At 41.3% G+C, this 19,555-nt stretch carries 21 protein-coding genes and 2 other annotated features; of the genes, 17 read left to right on the top strand and 4 right to left on the bottom strand.

The features are described from left to right. Position 1 precedes the first annotated feature (1 nt). The 5 genes from LQ188_RS17520 to LQ188_RS17500 all read left to right on the top strand — a co-directional run bounded on the left by LQ188_RS17520 (position 2) and on the right by LQ188_RS17500 (position 5,278). Positions 2-979 (top strand): alpha-ketoacid dehydrogenase subunit beta, encoded by a 978-nt coding sequence (locus LQ188_RS17520; protein ID WP_034314063.1) that lies wholly within the window; start codon positions 2-4, stop codon positions 977-979. 120 nt (positions 980-1,099) lie between these two features. Then, a complete protein-coding gene (locus tag LQ188_RS17515) occupies positions 1,100-2,458 on the top strand; it encodes a dihydrolipoamide acetyltransferase family protein (protein WP_101224535.1) in 1,359 nt (452 codons plus the stop codon). A 3-nt stretch (positions 2,459-2,461) separates the two neighbouring features. Further along, positions 2,462-3,874, top strand: coding sequence for a dihydrolipoyl dehydrogenase (gene lpdA / locus LQ188_RS17510; protein ID WP_101224536.1), 1,413 nt, complete (start codon positions 2,462-2,464; stop codon positions 3,872-3,874). Between the two features lie 274 nt (positions 3,875-4,148). Beyond that, complete coding sequence (locus LQ188_RS17505) at positions 4,149-4,406, top strand: hypothetical protein (RefSeq protein ID WP_363320596.1); 258 nt, start codon at positions 4,149-4,151, stop codon at positions 4,404-4,406. Positions 4,407-4,450: 44 nt separating this feature from the next. After that, positions 4,451-5,278: a polysaccharide deacetylase family protein gene (locus LQ188_RS17500; protein ID WP_101224537.1), complete on the top strand. Its 828-nt coding sequence runs from the start codon at positions 4,451-4,453 to the stop codon at positions 5,276-5,278. A gap of 27 nt (positions 5,279-5,305) precedes the next feature. Here the strand turns inward: LQ188_RS17500 and LQ188_RS17495 are convergent, their stop codons facing one another. Continuing rightward, on the bottom strand, positions 5,306-5,740 hold the full coding sequence (locus tag LQ188_RS17495; protein ID WP_230177589.1) for a DUF1885 family protein: 435 nt from the start codon (positions 5,738-5,740) through the stop codon (positions 5,306-5,308). Between the two features lie 376 nt (positions 5,741-6,116). Between LQ188_RS17495 and LQ188_RS17490 the strand changes: the two genes are divergently transcribed. Continuing rightward, positions 6,117-6,242: a GapA-binding peptide SR1P gene (locus tag LQ188_RS17490; protein ID WP_072272684.1), complete on the top strand. Its 126-nt coding sequence runs from the start codon at positions 6,117-6,119 to the stop codon at positions 6,240-6,242. 145 nt (positions 6,243-6,387) lie between these two features. Here the strand turns inward: LQ188_RS17490 and LQ188_RS17485 are convergent, their stop codons facing one another. Then, positions 6,388-7,845 (bottom strand): aminotransferase class I/II-fold pyridoxal phosphate-dependent enzyme, encoded by a 1,458-nt coding sequence (locus tag LQ188_RS17485; RefSeq protein WP_101224539.1) that lies wholly within the window; start codon positions 7,843-7,845, stop codon positions 6,388-6,390. 412 nt (positions 7,846-8,257) lie between these two features. Between LQ188_RS17485 and LQ188_RS17480 the strand changes: the two genes are divergently transcribed. The 9 genes from LQ188_RS17480 to trpA all read left to right on the top strand — a co-directional run bounded on the left by LQ188_RS17480 (position 8,258) and on the right by trpA (position 16,721). Next, positions 8,258-9,217, top strand: a complete 960-nt coding sequence (locus LQ188_RS17480; protein WP_101224540.1) for a nitronate monooxygenase family protein — start codon at positions 8,258-8,260, stop codon at positions 9,215-9,217. 56 nt (positions 9,218-9,273) lie between these two features. Then, positions 9,274-9,549: a UPF0223 family protein gene (locus LQ188_RS17475; RefSeq protein WP_063596342.1), complete on the top strand. Its 276-nt coding sequence runs from the start codon at positions 9,274-9,276 to the stop codon at positions 9,547-9,549. Between the two features lie 69 nt (positions 9,550-9,618). Beyond that, positions 9,619-9,849: a binding site (T-box leader), on the top strand. A gap of 35 nt (positions 9,850-9,884) precedes the next feature. After that, positions 9,885-10,121 (top strand) — a binding site (T-box leader). 170 nt (positions 10,122-10,291) lie between these two features. Continuing rightward, complete coding sequence (trpE, locus tag LQ188_RS17470; protein ID WP_101224541.1) at positions 10,292-11,686, top strand: anthranilate synthase component I; 1,395 nt, start codon at positions 10,292-10,294, stop codon at positions 11,684-11,686. Continuing rightward, complete coding sequence (locus tag LQ188_RS17465) at positions 11,683-12,288, top strand: aminodeoxychorismate/anthranilate synthase component II (protein WP_230177587.1); 606 nt, start codon at positions 11,683-11,685, stop codon at positions 12,286-12,288. Before trpE ends, LQ188_RS17465 begins: the two co-directional genes overlap by 4 nt. Before the next feature lie 27 nt (positions 12,289-12,315). Continuing rightward, complete coding sequence (gene trpD, locus LQ188_RS17460) at positions 12,316-13,338, top strand: anthranilate phosphoribosyltransferase (RefSeq protein WP_230177585.1); 1,023 nt, start codon at positions 12,316-12,318, stop codon at positions 13,336-13,338. Continuing rightward, positions 13,338-14,114 carry an indole-3-glycerol phosphate synthase TrpC gene (trpC, locus tag LQ188_RS17455; protein ID WP_230177583.1) on the top strand — a complete coding sequence of 259 codons (777 nt, stop codon included), beginning with the start codon at positions 13,338-13,340 and terminating at the stop codon, positions 14,112-14,114. The genes trpD and trpC overlap by 1 nt, the downstream gene beginning before the upstream one ends. Positions 14,115-14,124: 10 nt before the next feature. Next, on the top strand, positions 14,125-14,739 hold the full coding sequence (locus tag LQ188_RS17450) for a phosphoribosylanthranilate isomerase (RefSeq protein ID WP_202190636.1): 615 nt from the start codon (positions 14,125-14,127) through the stop codon (positions 14,737-14,739). Between the two features lie 4 nt (positions 14,740-14,743). Continuing rightward, the gene (trpB, locus tag LQ188_RS17445; protein ID WP_230177582.1) at positions 14,744-15,949 is read left to right on the top strand and encodes a tryptophan synthase subunit beta; all 1,206 of its coding nucleotides are present in this window, start codon (positions 14,744-14,746) and stop codon (positions 15,947-15,949) included. After that, positions 15,942-16,721, top strand: coding sequence for a tryptophan synthase subunit alpha (gene trpA / locus LQ188_RS17440; protein ID WP_230177581.1), 780 nt, complete (start codon positions 15,942-15,944; stop codon positions 16,719-16,721). Before trpB ends, trpA begins: the two co-directional genes overlap by 8 nt. A gap of 191 nt (positions 16,722-16,912) precedes the next feature. Here the strand turns inward: trpA and LQ188_RS17435 are convergent, their stop codons facing one another. Further along, on the bottom strand, positions 16,913-17,533 hold the full coding sequence (locus tag LQ188_RS17435; protein WP_230177580.1) for a DUF1054 domain-containing protein: 621 nt from the start codon (positions 17,531-17,533) through the stop codon (positions 16,913-16,915). 194 nt (positions 17,534-17,727) lie between these two features. Between LQ188_RS17435 and LQ188_RS17430 the strand changes: the two genes are divergently transcribed. Then, positions 17,728-17,925 (top strand): hypothetical protein, encoded by a 198-nt coding sequence (locus LQ188_RS17430; RefSeq protein WP_034314018.1) that lies wholly within the window; start codon positions 17,728-17,730, stop codon positions 17,923-17,925. 410 nt (positions 17,926-18,335) lie between these two features. Then, a complete protein-coding gene (locus tag LQ188_RS17425; protein WP_230177579.1) occupies positions 18,336-19,139 on the top strand; it encodes an inositol monophosphatase family protein in 804 nt (267 codons plus the stop codon). A gap of 112 nt (positions 19,140-19,251) precedes the next feature. Here the strand turns inward: LQ188_RS17425 and LQ188_RS17420 are convergent, their stop codons facing one another. Continuing rightward, complete coding sequence (locus tag LQ188_RS17420; RefSeq protein ID WP_034314013.1) at positions 19,252-19,434, bottom strand: YlaF family protein; 183 nt, start codon at positions 19,432-19,434, stop codon at positions 19,252-19,254. Between the last annotated feature and the right edge of the window lie 121 nt (positions 19,435-19,555).

Below are 19,555 nucleotides of genomic sequence, written 5' to 3'. Positions count from 1 at the left end.
CATGGCTCAATTGACGATGATTCAAGCAATTACAGAAGCATTACGTACAGAACTTAAAAATGACGAGAATGTACTCGTTTTTGGGGAAGATGTTGGTCTTAATGGAGGGGTTTTCCGTGCAACGGAAAATCTTCAAAAAGAATTCGGTGAAGATCGTGTATTCGATACACCTCTTGCTGAATCTGGAATCGGTGGATTAGCGGTCGGTCTTTCTTTACAAGGTTTCCGTCCTGTTCCTGAAATTCAATTCTTCGGATTTGTATATGAAGTAATGGATTCCGTAAGCGGTCAGCTTGCTCGTATGCGCTACCGTTCAGGCGGACGTTACAGTGCACCTGTTACAATTCGCTCACCTTTTGGAGGAGGAGTGCATACACCGGAAATGCATGCTGATAGCTTAGAAGGTTTAATGGCTCAGCAACCAGGGTTAAAAGTAGTTATCCCTTCCACTCCTTACGATGCAAAAGGCTTATTGATTTCTGCGATTCGTGATAATGACCCTGTCATTTTCCTTGAGCACATGAAATTGTACCGCTCTTTCCGTCAGGAAGTTCCTGAAGAAGAATATACAATTCCATTAGGAAAAGCGGATGTGAAAAGAGAAGGAACGGATTTATCCATTATTACGTATGGTGCGATGGTGCAGGAATCCATCAAGGCAGCTGAGGAATTGGCTAAGGATGGTCATTCCGTCGAAGTGGTCGACTTACGTACTGTATCTCCATTGGATATCGATACAATCATTGCTTCTGTAGAAAAAACAGGACGCGCTATCGTTGTTCAAGAAGCACAAAAGCAAGCTGGTATAGCAGCGAATGTTGTAGCGGAAATTAACGAACGTGCCATTTTGAGCTTGGATGCTCCAGTACTGCGAGTGGCGGCAGCTGATACGGTATTCCCGTTTTCACAAGCTGAAACAGTATGGCTCCCTAATTATAAAGACATTATTGAAACGGCGACTAAAGTCTTGAAGTTTTAACAATCTTAAGTAATGGAATGAATGTCCTGCTTGGGAAAGTAGTTTTGCATTAACGGTAATGCAAGATAAAGGACTTTATTCAAAGCACTAAGTATGATTTAATATAGGAGGTTGAACTCAGTGGCATTCCAATTTAGACTCCCTGATATCGGAGAAGGTATACACGAAGGTGAAATAGTGAAATGGTTTGTAAAACCAGGAGATAAGATTCAAGAGGATGACGTGCTTTGCGAGGTTCAAAACGATAAGGCCGTCGTTGAAATCCCATCACCGGTGGAAGGTACCGTTGAAGAAATCCTTGTACAAGAAGGAACGGTTGCCGTTGTTGGCGATGTACTTGTAACATTCGATGCTCCAGGTTATGAAAATCTTCAGTTTAAAGGGGATCATGGAGAAGAAGCGAAGGCAGAAGGCGAGAAGAATACGGAGGCCCAGGTTCAAGCAACTGCTGAAGCTGGACAGGAAGTCAAGAAAGAGGCTGCTCCGGTTCAAGAAAATAGCGGAGTAACGGGCGCAGGAGCACAACCACAGGTTGAGGCAGATCCTTCACGACGTATTATCGCCATGCCTTCTGTCAGGAAATATGCACGCGAACAAGGGGTAAACATTCGCGAGATCTCTGGTTCTGGGGATAACGGCCGCATCATGAAAGAAGACATAGATGCTTTCAAAAACGGCAAAACAGCTCCACAGCAACCAGCAGCTCAAAGTGAAGCTTCACAACAAAATGATACGGAAACAACCGAAAAACAAAAAGTTTCAATTCCAGAAGGGCAATATCCTGAAACTCGCGAGAAAATGAGCGGTATGAGAAAAGCGATCGCAAAAGCAATGGTTAAATCCAAGCAGACAGCTCCGCATGTAACATTAATGGATGAAGTCGATGTGACGCTATTGGTTGCTCACCGTAAGAAATTCAAGGAAATTGCTGCAGAAAAAGGAATCAAGCTTACATTCCTACCTTATGTTGTTAAAGCGTTAACAAGTGCATTACGTGAATTCCCTATGCTTAACACATCATTTGATGATGAAGCTAGTGAGATTATCCATAAACACTATTACAATATCGGAATTGCGGCAGACACAGATAAAGGACTGCTCGTTCCAGTTGTAAAAGATGCAGATCGTAAATCAACTTTTGCTATTTCACAAGAAATTAACGAATTAGCGACAAAAGCCCGTGACGGCAAATTGGCTCCTAACGAAATGAAAGGTGCTTCTTGCTCCATTACGAATATCGGTTCCGCAGGCGGTCAATGGTTCACACCTGTAATCAATCATCCAGAAGTTGCCATTCTAGGGATTGGACGCATTGCCGAAAAAGCAATTGTACGCGACGGGGAAATTATCGCCGCTCCAGTTCTGGCATTATCACTGAGCTTTGATCACCGCATGATTGATGGAGCAACAGCTCAACATGCATTGAATCATATCAAAAAGTTATTGAACGACCCAGAATTATTGTTAATGGAGGCGTAAACAATGGTAGTAGGAGATTTTCCAATCGAAACAGATACTTTAGTAATCGGTTCAGGCCCAGGGGGATATGTTGCCGCAATTCGCGCAGCGCAGCTTGGACAGAAAGTAACGGTCGTTGAAAAAGGAACAATCGGCGGAGTTTGTTTGAATGTAGGCTGTATCCCATCGAAAGCTTTGATTTCGGCTGGACACCGTTTCCATGAAGCTCAGCATTCAGAAGATATGGGTATCTTTGCAGAAAAGGTTACTGTTGATTTTTCTAAAGTACAAGCTTGGAAAGGTTCTGTTGTAAAAAAATTAACAGGCGGTGTAAGCAGCCTGTTAAAAGGTAATAATGTTGATGTTGTAACTGGCGAAGCTTATTTCGTTGATGAAAACAGCATCCGTGTTATGAATGAAGACTCAGCCCAAACATATACATTTAAAAACGCAATCATCGCCACTGGTTCATCGCCAATCGAGATTCCGTCATTTAAATATACGAAACGTGTACTTAATTCAACTGGCGCTCTTGCTTTGGAAGAAGTTCCAAGTTCGATCGTTGTAATCGGCGGAGGTTACATTGGAACTGAGCTAGGCGGAGCATTCGCTAGCTTTGGCACTAAAGTGACCATCCTTGAAGGTACGGAAGAAATCCTTTCTGCAGGCTTTGAAAAACAAATGGCAGCACTTGTTAAGCGTAACCTTAAAAACAAAGGTGCTGAAATTGTAACTAAAGCTAATGCTAAAGGCGTGGAAGAAACTGAAACAGGCGTTACAGTTACTTATGAAGTAAAAGGCGAAGAGAAAAAAGTTGAAGCCGATTACGTTTTAGTAACTGTTGGACGTCGTCCAAATACTGCAGAAATCGGCCTGGAACAAGTCGGAATCAAAATGACTGACCGCGGTTTGATCGAAACGGATAAACAATGCCGTACAAGCGTGAAAAACATTTACGCAATCGGTGATATCGTTTCTGGACCTCAGTTGGCTCATAAAGCTTCTTATGAAGGTAAAATTGCAGCTGAAGCCATTGCAGGACATTCATCTGAAATCGACTATCTTGCTATTCCGGCTGTTGTATTCTCTGAACCGGAACTTGCTTCTGTCGGTTACAATGAAAAAGAAGCGAAGGAAGCTGGAATCGAAGCGCTTGCTTCCAAATTCCCATTCGCTGCAAATGGACGTGCTCTTTCCTTAAATAATACGGACGGATTTGTGAAGCTTATCACTCGCAAAGAAGACGGATTGGTTATTGGAGCACAAATTGCAGGACCAAACGCTTCTGATATGATTGCAGAACTTGGTTTGGCTATCGAAGCAGGAATGACTGCCGAAGATATTGCAATGACAATCCATGCACATCCAACTTTAGGGGAAATCACAATGGAAGCTGCTGAAGTTGCCCTTGGAACTCCTATTCACATCATTAAATAATTGTTTTATAAAAGCGTACTGCTAATGCAGTACGCTTTTTTTTGTATTGATTTGATATACAAAAATGAAGGTTTACTGGCCATTCATGATTTTCTTCACACTTGTTAAATGAAAAGGACAAAAAGGGCATAAGCTATAAAAAGGACTTCTTACTTTTTTCCTTGAAAGGGTTTGAAAAAGTTAATAGAGGATAAAAAATAAGATGAGCGATTTGCTATACGAATATTTTTTGCCAATAAAAAGATCATGGCTGATATATTCATATTAAAATGAGGTGGATCACTTGAAAAACTATCTGGTAATCCTCTTTCAACTAATCGTTTGGAGCGGGTATACATTAGTTGAATGGCTGTCTGTTAACGATCGATTCGTTTTTAAAGCATTCATGTTTCTGGTCTTTTCCTATTTAGCCATCTATATTGGAAAGATGATTTTAAAATCCAATAGACGAACCATGCTTGTTACCGTGATAAGTCTATTATGTTACGGGATTTTACAAATCCTTTTAGAAACGCTGGTACCCGTTTATTGAATTTTTAAGTAAGCCGCAATGACACAAGCAACCACGGAGGAGTCATGATTAACAAAGTAGTAGCAATATTTACATTTGTATCATTTTTGTTGATGGCTTGTAATGATCCGAGTTCCGGTCAAACTGAAAATGAGAATCAAAAAAGTGTTGAAACGGCAACAACGATCCAAGATGAAAGCCATCAAGAGAAAGATTTGAAAAAAGAAACGTCAAAAACAATTGGCGAAAGGAATGTAAAGGCAAAATATCGGGTGGATAAAGAGAATTGGTCATTTAAACCCATTGGGGATGCAAATCCGAAAGTTGTGTTGTTAACATTTGATGATGCACCTGATAAATATTCCCTGGCAATCGCCCAAACCCTGAAGCGACTTAAAATACCTGCAATATTTTTCGTGAACGGTCACTTTCTTGAAAATGATAAAAATAAAGCGATGTTAAAAGAAATTCATGAAATGGGTTTTTCTATCGGCAATCATACTTATTCCCATGTGAATTTAAAAGAGTTGACCGAAAAGGAACAGGAGCGGGAAATCATAAAATTGAACAATTTGGTTGAGGGCATTACAGGGGTACGCCCTAAGTACTTCAGGGCGCCATTTGGATCGAATACCGAGCATTCAAAAAAAGTCGCTGAGAAAGAAAAAATGTTGGTCATGAACTGGACATACGGATATGACTGGGAAAAAGAGTATCAGGATAAAAAAGCTTTACCGGAAATCATGTTGAACAGCCCTTATTTAGGAAATGGCGCGAACTTACTGATGCATGACCGGAAATGGACGAGTGAAGCGATAGAGGATATCGTGAAAGGTTTTCAAAAGAAAGGTTATGAGATCCTTGATCCAAAATTAATTGAAACGCCTGCATGAGCCAATTTCGGCATCTGCAGGTTTTTTTTATTTCCTTGGATAATAATACATCACCCGTTTATTGAAGAGGTGAAGCTGTGCCCGTAATTTCTTTGCAAGGAACTTGCACAATTCATTTGCTTTTCCCTTATCACCGAAAGTGGCTGTTTCAGGGAGGGTGAATTGGATATAGGATTGAATCCGCTCAGATCCATCTTCATCCTTAACGACCTCTTGGTCGACGCCTATCAATATCATGTGATATCGATCTTCTTTGGATTGGAGGTATATTGCCTTATCTTTCATTCTTTCCGGTTCTTTCATTTCATAAGGAAATGCCTTCTTATCGTAGTCCCAATCCAGCTGCTTGCCGGTTTTCGCTGTGATCATTCGATAATAGTTCAGTAATTCTTTCACGTCTTCGATGGTTACAGTCCCTTTCGCGGACTCAGGAACAAGTTTGATATAGGCATTTTCAGTCATGTGGATCCCCCTTAAATAGATAGAATGTAAGAATATATTAACATTTTATGGATGTATTATATACTTATCTATATGTAAATGAAAAGGCGAAATTCCTTTTTCACCTTGCTATGCTGAAGCAAGGCGTGTGATGAAATATGTAAAAGCAGCTACAGGGGGCCCTTCGTTTATAAAAAAATCTCGTGTATTAATAAAAAAGAATATGTCTAACGAACGATTGAAATCGATTTAATCCAACATGAGGTTTCATTAAATGGGAAAAAGTATATATGTTATACTTTTTAGCTTGAAATAATAAATGTGTTATATTATAATTCATGTAAAGCGGTTACATTACGTCATTGATGCATACAATATAGGGGAAGGGGTTGTAAAAATGGGAACTATCGTATGTCAAACTTGCAATAGCACGATTGAACATTTTGAAGATGAAAAAGTAAGTGTACTATATACACATAATCACAACTGCCAAAGCTGTGATACAGCTGCCTCTGAAAAATAAATCGAAAAAAGGTTTTCAAGATTAATAGAATTTAAGGGTGTTTCAGGATTGTAACCTGGAGCACCCTTTTTATAGAAGCCAGTGCTTAATAATAAAAGGTTCAAAAAAACCAGAGCAGTACTCTGCCCTGGTTTGATGGAATCGATCAATTCTTAATAATGCGTAAATATTTTATTTCTGGGTCTTCTGGGCCTTGAACAGGAAGGCCGGCCTCAATGTTTTTCCGGATGTAATTGATATTATCTTCAGTAATCAATTCACCTGGAATGAAGATCGGGATTCCAGGCGGGTAAACCATGATGAATTCAGCGCTGATTTTGCCGACCGATTCCTCAATGGGCACCACTTCGGTTTCTGCATAGAATGCCTCCCTGGGTGATAAAGCCAGTGGTGGTGTATCAGGAAGCAGGACTTCAATTTTTTCATGTTCAGCAGCCATTTCCTTAAACTCATCCGATAAGTCTCTAAGTGCAGCGATCAGCAGGTCCGCTTCTGTTTTTGAGTCTCCAGGTGTTATCAGGCAAAGGATATTGTACAAGTCAGAAAGTTCCACTTCGATATTATGCTTTTCACGAAGCCATTTCTCAACGTCGTATCCGGTGATATTCAATTCCTTAATGGATATGATCAATTTAGTCGGATCATAACTATATGCTGCCTTACTCTCGAGAATTTCGCTGCCAACACAGTATAGATAAGGAATCTCATTAACGGCCTCACGGATATACCCTGCGAGATTGATCGCTTCATCGACCATTTTCCTTCCTACCGTCGCAAGTTGTCTTCTAGCCGTATCCAGTGAAGCCAGAAGGATATAGGAGGTTGAGGTGGTTGTGAGCATGCTCAATATGGCTTGAACACGATTTGCGGAAACCAATCCAGTCTTAACATTTAATATGGAACTTCCCGTCAGTGAACCTCCCAGTTTATGAACACTGGTTGCAGCCATATCTGCTCCAGCTTGCATGGCTGACATCGGCAAGTCTTCGTGGAAGTGAATATGGACACCATGCGCTTCATCTACGAGTACTGGGATTTGGTGGGAATGAGCCACTTCCACTATTTTCTGCAAATCAGCCGAAATGCCGAAATAAGTGGGGTTGATGACAAGCAATCCTTTTGCATCGCTATGTTCGCTTAAAGTTTTTTCAACGGCCTCGACGGTGATACCGTGTGATATGCCCAAATCTTTGTCTATTTCAGGAGTGATGAAAATGGGAACGGCTCCAGAAAATACAATGGCAGACATTACGGATTTATGTACATTCCTTGGAACGATGATTTTGTCCCCAGGTCCGCATACTGTCATGACCATCGTCATGATTGCTCCACTTGTTCCTTGAACGGAAAAGAAGGTGTGATCTGCCCCAAAAGCTTCAGCGGCAAGATCCTGAGCTTGTTTAATGATCCCTTTTGGCTGATGGAGATCATCGAGTGGAGCGATATTGATTAAATCTATGGACAATGCATTTTCTCCAATGAAATTACGGAAATCAGCGTCCATTCCTTTTCCTTTTTTATGACCTGGAATATGAAATTGAACGGGATTTCTTTTTGCATGCTGCAATAAGGCAGTGTATAAGGGTGTTTCATTCTGTGACAATTCTTTGTGGCCCCTTTTCAATAAAATAGGTACGAAATATTTGGGAGCATATACTCCCTTTCTATGAACGATCGTATGTTTCTCCGATTCCATTCAAATGGTTTGTAAGCTTGTGGATAGACATAAAACATATGAATTATAGCACGTCTTATAATAAATGCCTAGAGTGACTTTAATGTCCTGACTTAATCAATTTATATATGACTTTGTTGTTAAGGGCTCAATAAAATTATCTGCAGTTTATAAATGTCCATTTTCCTAGTATTTACTGGATTTACTCAAGAATTCTTCTTTTATTAATTTGTATGTGTGAGTTTAAAAATTGAACGGGTAAACAATATTTGCCATAATGAAGCTAATGATCATTCAGCTAAATAAACAAACGACCAGAATGAAAAGGGAGATGAGGAGTTTGAAGTGGAAAACGCGTGTGACTGATTTATTAGGCATTCAATACCCAATCGTACAAGGGGGATTGGCTCATTTGGCATATGCAGACCTGGCTGCGGCAGTATCGAATGCAGGGGGGCTAGGGCAGGTAACGGCCATGTCCTTGGACAACCCGGAGCAATTGGTAGATGAAATTAGAAAAACGAAATCATTGACGGATAAACCATTTGGTGTGAACTTTGCAATCGGTCAGCATGGAAGGCCTTATGAACACATGCTGGAAGCAGCCTTGAAAGAGGATATAGCAGCTGTTTCCGTAACCGGCGGCAATCCTGGCCCATTTCTTGATTACGTCAATGGCACCCAGGTTAAAAAACTCGTGCTTGTTGCTGCAAGAAGGCAGGCAATGAAGGCTGAACAGCTTGGGGCAGATGCAGTGATGGTGGTTGGTCAGGAGGGAGGAGGACATTTAGGCCGTGATGATATTGGAACTTCTGTGTTAATTCCTCAAGTTGTGGACTCCGTTAAAATTCCAGTCATCGCCTCGGGTGGTTTTGGAGATGGACGCGGTTTGATGGCAGCAATGGCACTTGGTGCAGAAGGAATCGAGATGGGGACAAGATTCATAGCAGTCAAGGAATGTGTTCATGCACATGAATTATATAAAAATGCCTTGGTTTCCGGCACGGAAAATGATACCGTTATCATCAAGCGGTCCATTGGTGCACCAGCAAGGGTAATTGCTAACAGCTGGACCGATAAGATCCTTGATATAGAAAAAGAAAACGGCGGATATGAACAATTGAAGGATTACATAAGTGGAAAAGCGAACCAGCGTTATATCCATGACGGTATTGAGGCTGAAGGCTTTGCCTGGGCTGGACAAGTGATGGGGCTGATACATGATGTACCATCGACTGCTGAACTATTCAGTCGGATTATCGACCAGGCGGAAGCAATTCGTTCAAAATGGGCAGACTGATATTAATGGTCTGCCGGACAACATGAAAAACTATCCAGAAGGAGCGTGTTTAGGGTATGGATTATCAATATCCAATGGATCTTGATTGGTCTACCGACGAAATCGTAGATGTGATTAAATTCTTTGAAGCGGTAGAAAAGGCTTATGAAAATAAAATACAAAAGGAAGAATTCATGAAGGCTTACCGAAGGTTCAAGGAAATAGTCCCCGGTAAGGCGGATGAAAAAAAGTATACGGATGAGTTCGAGTCAGTCAGCACCTATTCAGCCTATCTTGTTATAAAGAAGGCAAAAGGAATCGATGACGGAGAATGGATAAAAATGAAAAATTAAAAATATAATTTTTAGAAAACTCCATTGACTTACTGAAAAGATTGTTTTAACATAATAAACAAGAAAAAGATAAAGGCAGTGACGAAGAAGAGTACCTTAATGATGTTCTGCAGAGAGCCAGTGGTTGCTGAAAACTGGTGAACGAATTTAAGCGAATGGACTTCCGAGCCCCAAACCGAAACGGATGAACGGAGTAGGCTTTGGCGATTATCTCATCGTTAATGGAGATAGGCATGTTAATGCCGTAAAGTGAGCTAATTTAGCTAATTAAGGTGGTACCACGGGTTCCTCGTCCTTTGGATGAGGGCCCTTTTTGCGTTTTTTTGGAAATGATAATTAAATCTATGAATGAGAGTAGTAATCTTTTTAGATGCGTCACAGAGAGCCGGAAAAGGTGGAAACCGGTACGATATAAGAAGATGAATGGACTTATGAGTGGTTTCTTGAAATAAGTAGGGAAACTCGGCTGCCACCGTTAAAGGGTAATCGCAAGAATTTTTCATTCTTGCTTGAGAGGGAAAAATGATGCATTTTTCCAACTTGAGGTGGCACCGCGGTATACCGTCCTCTGCAGACACATATTTGTGTTTGCGGGGGATTTTTTTATTGGAATTTCAATATATATACCTTTTAGAGAAGCATCAAAAAATATCCAGAGGAACTGAAAACTCCGGCACTTGGCCAAAAGGGTTTTCCCTTCGGAGGTTTACAAAAAACGTATAAGAATCGGGAGGGAATTGAGATGAATAATTTGGATGAAAAAAAAATACTCCGTTTTAAAATGGACACAATTGAAGGGGATATCCACACACCCATTGCCATATTTCAGAAATTGGATGGTGACCAAAAGTTTTTATTGGAAAGTTCAAATTCGCATCATGACAACGGCCGCTACTCTTATCTAGGTTCAAAACCGTACTTGGAGGTGACGTCACTTGCTGACCAAGTATATGTGAAAGACACCGAAACAGGTGACCAAATCGTAAAGAACATCAATATCATCGAGTTTCTAAAAAACGAATTATTAGTCGAAATAGGAGAGGCTCCCATAAATCTTCCTCCTTTTAACGGCGGCGCAATCGGATATATGGGCTATGATATCATTCGTCTATATGAAAATATAGGTCCGGTACCTCCTGATTCTCTGCAAATGCCTGATGCTCATTTTCTTTTTTATAAAGAATTGTATATATTCGATCATGTTCTGCAGAAAATCCATCTATTGACTGCGGAAGAAGATAGTGAAAAAAGTTTATTGGAGATGAAGGGAAAAATCAATCAGGCAAGCAAGCCGTCAAAGGAAATATCGTCGGAATATTTGGAATTCGATTCGAATTTCAGTCAGGATGAATTCGAGAAAATGGTCCTTGAAGTCAAAGCGGCGATTGTAGCTGGTGAAGTGTTCCAAGTCGTTTTATCACAAAGGTTTAAAGCGGACTTCGATGGGGAGCCCTTCGATGCTTACCGACGTTTGCGATTAGCCAACCCGTCTCCGTATATGTTTTATATAGAATTTGGCGATTATACAATCATTGGGTCGTCTCCAGAAAGTTTAATCAGTGTTTCATCAGGAATGGTTCATGTTAATCCCATCGCCGGCACACGGCCGAGAGGGAAAACGGATGAAGAAGATAAGGGCTTCGAAAAAAGCCTGCTGATGGATGAAAAGGAACTTGCCGAGCATAAGATGCTTGTTGATTTAGGTAGAAATGATCTTGGCAGGGTTTGCGAAATCGGTTCAATCCACCTTACTGAGGAAATGGAAATTCAAAGATATCAGCACGTCATGCATATTGCTTCGAAGGTTAGCGGAAAGCTTAGGGAAGGGTACACGAGTTTAGATGCCCTTACGGTCTGCCTCCCTGCCGGAACAGTTTCAGGTGCTCCTAAAATCAGGGCAATGGAGCTGATCAATGAACTTGAAAATTGTAAACGGGGGATGTATTCGGGCTCGATAGGCTACATAGGTTTTGGAGGGGATCTTGATATGGCTTTAGCCATTCGGACGATGATCATTAAAGATGGCAAGGCCTATGTACAGGCAGGGGCTGGAATTGTATATGATTCAGATCCCAAAACGGAATATGAAGAAACACAAAATAAAGCACGCGCTTTAATGGAGGTTCACACTAAATGATTTTATTAATTGATAATTATGACTCGTTCACTTACAACCTTTATCAATATTTAGGGGAAGTGGAAAAAGAAATCGTAGTGAAAAGGAATGACGAAATCACCCTTGCGGAAATTGAGGAACTGAATCCAATGGCAATCGTCATTTCCCCGGGACCCGGCAGGCCGGAAGATGCTGGTATCAGTATGGAGATCATCCGCAATTTCTATGAGAAGGTTCCGCTTTTAGGCATTTGTCTGGGGCATCAGGCCATTGGTGCAGTTTTTGGTGCGAATGTGGTTGGAGCGAAACAAATCATGCATGGGAAAACATCGGTAATCGAACATGATGGAACAGGTGTATTTGCTAAACAGGACTTACAATTCCCGGTAATGCGTTACCATTCCCTTGTTGTTGAAAGGGCGAGTTTACCAGACGAACTGACTGTGACGGCAGTAGCACTGGATGATGGGGAAATCATGGCCCTGAAACATCAGGAATTCCCGCTCTACGGTTTACAGTTCCACCCTGAATCTATAGGGACGAAAATCGGCAAGGAATTATTACATCAATTTTATGAGATTGCCGGAACCTTTCAATCAGAGAAGCAACAATCCATTTTATAAAACAAAAAACGACTGGGGGAGTTAGCGGTGAAGGAATATTTAGCGAAGTTAGCAGAGCGTCAAACATTGACGGAAGAAGAGATGAGCAGAGCAGCCCAATCGTTATTTTCTAAAGATATCACCGAAAGCGAAATGGCAGCATTCATCATTGCCCTAAAATCCAAAGGGGAAACGGCAGGTGAAATAGCGAGCCTTGTCAGGGTCATGAGAAAAGAAGCAAGAAGTGTTCAAACAAGCTCCCTTAATGTAATGGATAATTGCGGAACGGGAGGAGATGGATCACAAAGCTTCAATATAAGTACAGCATCGGCCTTCGTGCTGGCAGGTGCCGGTGTCAAGGTTGCAAAACATGGAAACCGTAGCATTTCAAGCAAAACGGGCAGTGCGGATGTATTGGAAGAGCTAGGTGTTAATTTGTACTTGGAGCCAGACATGTTAAAAGAACTGTTGGAGGTAAATGGGATCGCATTCTTATTTGCCCCATCGGTCCACCCTAATATTGCACGGATAATGAAAGTGAGAAAAGAACTGAAAATCCCGACGATATTTAATCTCATCGGACCTTTAACGAATCCAGTCCAACTCGATACGCAATTAATGGGAATCAATCGACGCGATATGCTCGAGCTTTTTGCGGAAGTCCTGCATAAATTAGGCAGGAAACGCGCGGTAGTGATAAATGGTGCCGGATTCATGGATGAAGCGAGCCTGCAGGGTGAAAATTCACTCGTGCTATTGGAGCAGGGGGATATTATCCCATTTACGCTGCATCCTGAAGAAGTGGATCTTCCGGTTTATGGAAATGATGCCATTCGCGGCGGTGACGCCAAACAAAATGCCGATATCATGCTCAGGCTTCTCAAGGGGGAAAAAGGGGCCTATCGTGATACCGTTTTATTGAATGCTGGATTGGGATTATTCGCACATGGAACGGCAGCAACGATCAAAACAGGAATCTCCATGGCCAAGGAAAGCCTTGATAGCGGATCGGCTCTTGCAAAGTTAGAAAATCTGATTGCTTATGGCAATAGAAATAAGGTGGTCATGTAATGGAAAATATTTTAACGAAAATCATCGAACAGAAAAAGGTGGAAGTCGCAAGTTTAAAAGAAAGGGGCTTAGGTGATTCGGTCATGGTCAACATAGTCAGACCATCTTTGGTGGATCATTTGAAAACGGCGAAATCGATGGCTGTTATCGCGGAAATAAAACGGGCTTCCCCTTCAAAAGGGGACATTAAAATCAATGTTAATCCGATCGAACAGGCTCTTTCATATGAAAGCGGCGGAGCGGCAGCGATATCCGTATTGACGGATGAGGTTTTCTTTAAAGGATCAATTGCAGATTTGAGAAACGTAAGCGGGGCTATACGGATTCCCAGGCTGTGCAAAGATTTCATCATCGATGAAATCCAAATCGATCGTGCCCATCAAGCTGGTGCAACTATCATTCTATTGATTGTGGCAGCACTTTCTAAAGAACGACTTCATGAATTATATCAATATGCAAAAAAGAGTGGGCTTGAAGTATTGACGGAAGTCCATGATGAAGCCGAACTAAAACAGGCTCTCGAGCTGAATGCAGAGCTCATAGGGATCAATAATCGGAATTTAAAGACTTTCAAAGTGGATTTGGCTGTAACTGAACGACTGGCAAAGTTACTTGATCCAACACGCCATATCATTATCAGTGAAAGTGGGATCAAGACAAAAGAAGACGTGATGCGTGTGAAGGAAGCTGGTGCAAAAGCGATTTTAGTCGGGGAGACGCTGATGACTGCATCAAATCTTCCGCACACGATGGCTGAACTGCAAATGAGTATATAAGGAGATTAATATGTTAGTGAAAATCTGTGGGATAAAGACATTGGCTGCCGCTCAGACTGCTGTTGAATCAGGGGCAGACTTCATTGGTTTCATTTTTGCCGAGAGCAGCAGGAAGGTTGAGCCAGAGATAGTGGGAGAATTCGGAGCCAAACTAGCTGGACATGTTAAAAAAGTCGGAGTGTTTGCCAATCAAACTGAACAAGAAGTGATAAAAAATGCCGAAATTGCAGGATTGGATTATATTCAGCTTCACGGTAACGAGTCTGCCAGCTTCGCCCGCAGAATGCCCTTACCGGTGATCAAGGCCTTTGCCGTCAATTCAGAGAAAGACCTTGAAAACCTTCATGAATACCCAGCAGATTATCTATTAGTTGATCTTCCTAAGAGTTCATCTGGAAAGGGATTGACTTTGGATTGGGAAATGATACGAAAAGCGGAACTGCCACTGGGGAAGGTGATTCTAGCGGGTGGGCTGACTCCGGAAAATGTCGGAAAAGCGATTGATGCCGTATCACCGTTCGCAGTTGACGTAGCCAGTGGTGTTGAAACAAACGGATTAAAAGATGCTGCAAAAATAAAAGCATTTATTAATGAGGCAAAATATACAGCCGGAAAAGAGGAATGAATAGATGAACACTTATACACAGCCTGATAAAACTGGACATTTTGGAGCATATGGAGGCCGTTTCGTTCCGGAAACTTTAATGGCGGCGATTACGGAGCTTGAAGAAGTATATGAACAATCTAAAAATGATCCTGAATTCCAAAGTCAGCTAAGCTATTACCTGAAACAATATATCGGTCGGGAAACACCACTTTATTTTGCGGAGAACTTAACGAGACTGGCTGGTGGTGCAAATATTTACCTGAAGCGCGAAGACCTGAATCATACTGGGGCCCACAAAATAAATAATACGATCGGTCAAGCTTTGCTGACTCAGAAAATGGGCAAGAAAAAGGTGATTGCCGAAACGGGTGCAGGACAGCATGGGGTAGCAACGGCGACTGTGTGTGCATTGCTGAAGTTGGAATGCATCATCTTTATGGGAGAAGAAGATATCAGGAGACAGAAATTAAATGTATTCAGGATGGAGCTTTTGGGAGCCAAGGTCATATCTGTATCACAAGGAAGCGGGACACTGAAGGATGCTGTGAATGAGGCGTTACGGTATTGGGTGGCGAATGTGGATGACACCCATTATATAATGGGATCGGTTCTTGGACCGCATCCATTCCCCGTTATAGTTCGTGATTTTCAAAGCGTGATAGGAAATGAAACAAAGCGTCAATATTCGGAGGCGGTACATTCCCTGCCGGATGCAGTAGTCGCTTGCATAGGCGGAGGAAGTAATGCAATGGGAATGTTTTATCCCTTCATTGAGGATGAAACGGTAAAATTATACGGAGTGGAAGCGGCAGGGCATGGACTTGAAACGCCATTGCATGCTTCAAGTTTGACGAAGGGGAAACCTGGGGTGCTCCACGGGGCATTCATGTATGTTTTGCAGAACGAGGACGGTCAGATCCAAGAGGCGCATTCAATTTCAGCAGGGCTGGATTATCCAGGGGTAGGGCCTGAACATAGTTACTTAAAAGATACAAATCGGGTGGAATATACTTCGGTAACCGATGCGGAAGCCTTAGAAGCTCTAACGTTGCTTTCAAGGGAGGAAGGGATCATCCCTGCTTTAGAAAGTTCACATGCGATTTCCTACGGTTTAAAGCTTGCTAAAGAAATGGAGAAAGGAACAGGACTGGTGATTTGCCTGTCCGGCCGTGGTGATAAGGATGTTGAAACGGTCCAATCGTTGATGGGAGGTAGTAAACATGAATAAATTAACAAACGCGCTTCAAGAATGTCAAACAAAACAGGAAAAAGCATTCATCCCATATATTATGGCAGGAGATGGAGGTCTTGAACGGTTAAAGAGCCAGCTTCTTTTCCTTGAAAACAGCGGGGCGACTGCTGTTGAACTAGGTATCCCATTCTCTGACCCTGTCGCAGATGGACCTGTTATCCAACAAGCTGGCATCCGTTCTTTGGAAAATGGAACAACTTTAAAAGATGTCCTGAAAAAAGTAATGGAAATCAAAAATGATGTGACCATCCCAATTATTTTAATGGGATATACGAATTCAATCCTTGCATATGGACTTAAAGAGTTTACCAATGATTGTCTACAAGCAGGGATTTCCGGGTGCATCATCCCCGATTTACCGATTGAAGAAGAAGCTATCTTTTCATCAATCAAAACTGCAGGAATCGTTCTTATCCGCCTTGTGACACTCACGTCATCGAAAGAGCGTATCACTGAGATTACCGCAGGGGCGGAGGGTTTTATCTACGCAGTTACAGTCAAAGGGATTACAGGTGCCCGTGACGCCTTTGGGGAAGAACTTGGAGGCTATTTAAAGAAGGTAAAAGAGATAAGTCCGGTTCCCGTTCTTGCTGGGTTCGGCATATCAACGCCAAATCATGTACGTGATGCTATACAATACTGCGATGGTGTCATAGTCGGCAGCAAGATCATTGATTGCTTCGAAACAGGTAAGGAAGATCAAATTAGTGACTTGATACAAGCAAGTAAAGGTGTAGTGCAAAAATAGGAATGGAGAGACTCCCAGGCTGCCAGCTGCGGAAAGAGAGTGTCTGGAGGCAACGGTCATATTTTAAAAACCTAAAAAACTGTAGACAAACTCTATAATGATCGAGTTTGTCTACAGTCTGAGGAGAGCCTTAAGGCTCTCCTTTTATCTTAACCGGTTTTTTGTTGGATCCGAATACAAATCAAATGTGTTTAATTTAATTGATATAAGGGTAAAAGATGTTCAAACGCATCTTGAATGGTTTTAATGAAATCATCATCTTTTAACTTTATGGCGTCATCACGGGAAATTTTTATACCGCATAGAATTTCGGCTTTCTTTACCGTTTGCAAACGAGTGAACATTGAATTCAAATCATCTACTCCAAGACCTTCATGATGGATGACATCAGGTTTTGTATGGTCCATTGACCAAACATAATGGGAGGGAATGCTATTCACCAATCGGTCTGCCTGCTGCGCCAGATGCTTTCCGATTTCCGTTTTATTAGGGGCTTCATAAATGACGGCATACCAGATGAACATATGCGTTTCCCATAACCCGATTTGGAAATGCGGCATCATTTTATATCCTCTGCTGTTGGCAGCGAAGGCAACCCATGTATCATTAGGTGGATTCACTGTCCGTCTAGCATGCTTTGCAACGTGAGGGTACATTTCATCGCCGGTCATAACTGACAGTTTTTGAGAAAAGTGCTCTCCTAGGGCTTGTAATTTGGGTTGGATCCGTTCTTTTAAAGCATCCATGCGGGATTCCAATCCATCAATTTTAAAAACATCAAAATCACTTGCTGTAAAACTTGCTATATTCATTTTCATCTCTCCTACCGTAATATCTGCACATATTGTAGCATAAGTAAAAGTAAAATTTAAAAAATACGATTTGGGTTGGCGATGTAAAATTACTTATAGGTTAAAGCACAAATTAGTTGCTATTTGTGGTAGGAAATCATATGATAATATAAATTCAGAAAATTACGTTAATTGATGAAGGGAGAATGTTAATTATGAAACAAGTCATGAACCAAGCATTAAAAGCTAAAGAAGTTGAAAGACATAGAGCTGCAGTGTTAAGAATGGAAATGGACTATGAATTAGCAACCCTTTTTGAAGCAATTGGTGAAGAGAATGACCAAAAGAGGTCACAATGCAAGCAAAGGCTTGAACGCATCCGCTTGGAATTGTTAAAACTGAAAGCCTTGTAAATGATTGGCTGCAGAGATCTTGAAGGAGAATGAATAAAGGAAATGAATCAATTTCAATACAAGGAATTTTATTATAGATGAACGGACACTTTATTTTATAAAAAATATTGTGTCCGTTTTTCATTAAATGTCCAAAATATATAAGGTGGGTATTTTATTTTGGTTCGGTCCCATTTAATAAGGAAGGGAGACGTTTAGGTAAAGTGGTTTGAAAAGTATTTCCACGGGCTAACTCTTGATTGCGAAACCGATTAATGGATGGATGGTCAAGGAACCTTCTTTCCACATATGTTTTTAAAAAATGGAAAATTTAAGATGTTAAAAACTTGAAGGCAAGCTATATTTGCTTTAATCTTTAGAAGTGGATCATTTTAATGTAGTTTCTGATCATAAAGGACGGGGATATTATAATGGCATCGGTCAAGGAAATGGATACATATGCGAAGTTATGGATGAAAGAAGCGGGTACTAGGCTTAGGGCGTCCTTTAAAACCAAGTTGAATATTGAAATGAAAACGAATCCGAATGATTTGGTCACTAATATGGATAAGGGGATAGAAAAGTTTTTTTGCGAAAAAATCGGCGAAGTCTTTCCTGAACACCGCATTTTTGGCGAAGAGGGAATGGGCCATGATATTAAAGACCTAAAAGGTACGGTGTGGATCATCGATCCAATTGATGGAACTTTGAATTTCATTCATCAACAGCGGAATTTTGCAATTTCTCTAGGGGTTTATGTGGATGGCATTGGAAAGATTGGCATGGTTTATGATGTCTTCAGTGATGAATTATATCATGCGGTCAAGGGGCAGGGAGCATATCTGAATGATCAAAGGCTCCCATCACTTGAAGAGGCATCAGTAAGCAAAGCGATCATTTCCATTAATGCTAGCTGGGTAACGGAAAACCGGAGGATTGACCCGAGTCTTTTGGCACCGCTGGTTCGGGATGCAAGAGGGACACGTTCTTATGGCTCGGCAGCATTGGAGCTGGCATTCGTGGCAGCTGGAAGGATTGATGCATACATTACCATGAGACTCATGCCTTGGGACTTTGCCGGGGGAGTTTTGCTGGTTGAGGAAGTGGGCGGGGAAGTTAGTAATATTAAAGGTGACAAATTGAATTATTTAGAAGGCGACTCACTTTTCGTATCTAAACCCGGGCTTCACAAAGAAGTATTCGATAAATACTTGTCAGGAAACTCCAGCCGTTAGCATCAAGGGCCTTATTGCATACAGGATAAATATCTTGCACGGATGGAATCAAATACTCATTTTGAAATAATTAACAAAAAAACTCGCTGTATGTCAGCGAGTTTTTTTTATATTATAATTTCCCGGCTTCGCGTAATTTCTTCTTCTGAGTGAAACCGAACCCCATTATTCCGCAAAGAATAACGATTGCAGCCAATATTCCAATCAAGCTTTTTTCAGCAATGAAGATGCCAATGGAGCCAATGCTGGATGTTGCCAATACCGCTAATATTAAGAAATTCCATTTAATGTTCATTAATATCACCCCTAATATATCTATTGTACATAATTTCTGTATTTGTTTCTAGTATGTTTGTGATATAATATGTAAGTTAATACTAGTGATACGTTATACACAAACTTTTTTAGGAGTGAAT

Source organism: Peribacillus sp. Bi134 (genome assembly GCF_918698065.1).
Classification (GTDB): domain Bacteria; phylum Bacillota; class Bacilli; order Bacillales; family DSM-1321; genus Peribacillus.
Note: the sequence above shows the minus strand (reverse complement) of the source record. Positions and strands in the feature narration are given on the sequence as shown.

Excerpts from the sequence above, each read along its gene's own strand:
- trpE (WP_101224541.1), top strand. The coding sequence starts at position 10,292 with ATGAATAATTTGGATGAAAAAAAAATACTCCGTTTTAAAATGGACACA.
- LQ188_RS17425 (WP_230177579.1), top strand. The coding sequence starts at position 18,336 with ATGGCATCGGTCAAGGAAATGGATACATATGCGAAGTTATGGATGAAA.
- LQ188_RS17465 (WP_230177587.1), top strand. The coding sequence starts at position 11,683 with ATGATTTTATTAATTGATAATTATGACTCGTTCACTTACAACCTTTAT.
- LQ188_RS17450 (WP_202190636.1), top strand. The coding sequence starts at position 14,125 with ATGTTAGTGAAAATCTGTGGGATAAAGACATTGGCTGCCGCTCAGACT.
- LQ188_RS17435 (WP_230177580.1), bottom strand. The coding sequence starts at position 17,533 with ATGAATATAGCAAGTTTTACAGCAAGTGATTTTGATGTTTTTAAAATT.
- LQ188_RS17490 (WP_072272684.1), top strand. The coding sequence starts at position 6,117 with ATGGGAACTATCGTATGTCAAACTTGCAATAGCACGATTGAACATTTT.
- LQ188_RS17520 (WP_034314063.1), top strand. The coding sequence starts at position 2 with ATGGCTCAATTGACGATGATTCAAGCAATTACAGAAGCATTACGTACA.
- lpdA (WP_101224536.1), top strand. The coding sequence starts at position 2,462 with ATGGTAGTAGGAGATTTTCCAATCGAAACAGATACTTTAGTAATCGGT.
- trpB (WP_230177582.1), top strand. The coding sequence starts at position 14,744 with ATGAACACTTATACACAGCCTGATAAAACTGGACATTTTGGAGCATAT.
- trpA (WP_230177581.1), top strand. The coding sequence starts at position 15,942 with ATGAATAAATTAACAAACGCGCTTCAAGAATGTCAAACAAAACAGGAA.
- LQ188_RS17430 (WP_034314018.1), top strand. The coding sequence starts at position 17,728 with ATGAAACAAGTCATGAACCAAGCATTAAAAGCTAAAGAAGTTGAAAGA.
- LQ188_RS17475 (WP_063596342.1), top strand. The coding sequence starts at position 9,274 with ATGGATTATCAATATCCAATGGATCTTGATTGGTCTACCGACGAAATC.
- LQ188_RS17500 (WP_101224537.1), top strand. The coding sequence starts at position 4,451 with ATGATTAACAAAGTAGTAGCAATATTTACATTTGTATCATTTTTGTTG.
- trpC (WP_230177583.1), top strand. The coding sequence starts at position 13,338 with ATGGAAAATATTTTAACGAAAATCATCGAACAGAAAAAGGTGGAAGTC.
- LQ188_RS17495 (WP_230177589.1), bottom strand. The coding sequence starts at position 5,740 with ATGACTGAAAATGCCTATATCAAACTTGTTCCTGAGTCCGCGAAAGGG.
- LQ188_RS17420 (WP_034314013.1), bottom strand. The coding sequence starts at position 19,434 with ATGAACATTAAATGGAATTTCTTAATATTAGCGGTATTGGCAACATCC.